The following is a 1,878-nucleotide window of genomic DNA, read 5'->3' on the forward strand; positions in this document are numbered from 1 at the left end:
GCGCAATACAGGCCTCAGTGAGCGCGCCCGCGGGCCACGTAGTTGAGCCAGCGGGCAGGACGTCCGAGCTCAGTCTGAAGCTCCCATCGCCAGTCCTGTGCGAGCCGCTATGCCTGACTCGACAGCGGGGCGGCCTCGACCAGTGCGCGAGCCGAAAAGCGGAACGTGCCTCGCTCCGCCTGTGTTCCGTACGGTTGTGAAACGGTGACCGGATCGTCGAAGTTGCCGCCCGAGGTAGGCCTCTCCGACGATCTTTATTGTCTTCGACGAACTTCATTTTTCCCGTACCCAAGCCCATTCAGACCCAGCAGGTCCGGATCTGAGGCGCGCGGTATATCATGAGAAAGCGGTGCTCCCCCCACTCATGGCGACCTCCCCGTGGGGCTCGCTCCCACCGGAATCTGCCCCCGCACGATGAGGTTCCCGCGGCACATATTCCTGTGGAATCACGGTCCTGCTCGAGCGCGATTCCTGATGGAGCAAATCCGGACCGATCTTCTCCGGCGCSGCCGCCCCGCCGCAGCGGGGGAGGGGATCARGTCCTGACGGAGCRTCGTCYCGACAGAGCCACACTTGGCGGACACCTCTGGTACCGACGACGGCTTGGTCGAACTCAGGTGGATGCTTGTTCCGATGAGGCCTGACCGGATGGAGCCTGGTACCGATGGTGGCGACGATGTTGGGTTGGGCGATGCGACCCAGTGCTTTGCGTAGGCCTTGCGGGTCTTGCTGAGCAGCGCCTTCACCGCGGAGTCCGTGCAGGGGTTGGGCTGCTTGGCCAGATGGTGGGCCATCGAGAGCACTGAGATCCGGTGCACCAGGGGTGTTGAGCGCCGGCGCACCGAGCTTGCCCTTGAAGCCGGCCTCGACCAGGGTCTCATCGATCGCGGGCGGGAGCTGGTGCTCGAGTCCCGCCTTGGTCGAGCACTCGGCGTGGTCGACGATGAACTGGACCACCACGGGCACCGGAACCGGCAGCGCCATCTGCCGGCCGTAGCGCGCGCCGAAGCAGGCCGCCCAGTAGCGCATGGCGGCGCGATACGCGAGGCGTGTGTTGTCCGATTCGCCCTCGGCCATGAGGTCGTGGGCGGCTTCCTCGGCCATCCCGGACAGCTGGCCAGGATCGAGCAGCGCGTGGTCGCGTTTCAAAGGCATCAAGGCCTTCGACGACGGCACTGTCAGCAGGATTCATGGGCGACCTCGAGGAGCTTGCGTTGGCGAACGATCATGGGCACGCGTCCGCCGGCCATCGCGAGGGTCAAGATCGGCGGGGCAGGGCGGTTGAAGTCCGAAAAGTACGAGGGTCGGAAAATGAACGACATCCGGGAAATCAGGACCCGCGGCATCCAGGAACCCGATGTCGGGGCGGCGGCCGACCAGCTTCTCGCCGAGGGCCTCAGGCCCACCATCGAGCGCGTGCGGCAGAGATTGGGGCGCGGCTCGCCGAACACGGTCAGTCCGATGCTGGAACGCTGGTTTGCATCGTTGGGGCAGTGGGTGGCCGGTGGCGCGGCCTCTTCGGGTCTTTCGGCGGGCAAAGATGAAGAAGGCGTGCCGGTGAGCGTCCGGAACGCGACGCGGCTCATATGGGAGACGGCAAGGCGCGAAGCCGAGCAGGTGCAGGAAGCCGCACTGGAAGCCGCGCGCGGCGAGCAGCAAGCGAAAGAAGAAGAACTGGTGCGCAACCAGGGCGAACTCGCGCAGCGCGAGGCGGCGTTCGCGCAGGCGCGGGCCAGCCTGGACCAGGCCCTCGCCTCCTCGCAGCAGGCCCGCGAATCGCTGGAACAGCAGGTGACGGCGTTGGCGGCTGAAGGGTTGAAACAGCGCGAGGCTGCAGCCCGCGAAGTGGCGCGGCTCCATGCCCTGCTGGAAGAAGCC

The 1,878-nt window shown here is 66.3% G+C and carries 2 protein-coding genes; one reads left to right on the plus strand and one right to left on the minus strand.

Translation table 11 applies throughout. From position 1 onward, the window contains the following. Positions 1–336: 336 nt before the first annotated feature. Positions 337–1,155, minus strand: a complete 819-nt coding sequence (locus tag AC1DY5_RS53730; protein ID WP_478122372.1) for a hypothetical protein — start codon at positions 1,153–1,155, stop codon at positions 337–339. A 72-nt stretch (positions 1,156–1,227) separates the two neighbouring features. Between AC1DY5_RS53730 and AC1DY5_RS53735 the strand changes: the two genes are divergently transcribed. Beyond that, positions 1,228–1,878, plus strand: a 651-nt coding sequence (locus AC1DY5_RS53735; protein WP_478122373.1) for a DNA-binding protein, incomplete at its 3' end; no start/stop codon positions are given.

The organism is Variovorax sp. P4_D9 (genome assembly GCF_056401695.1).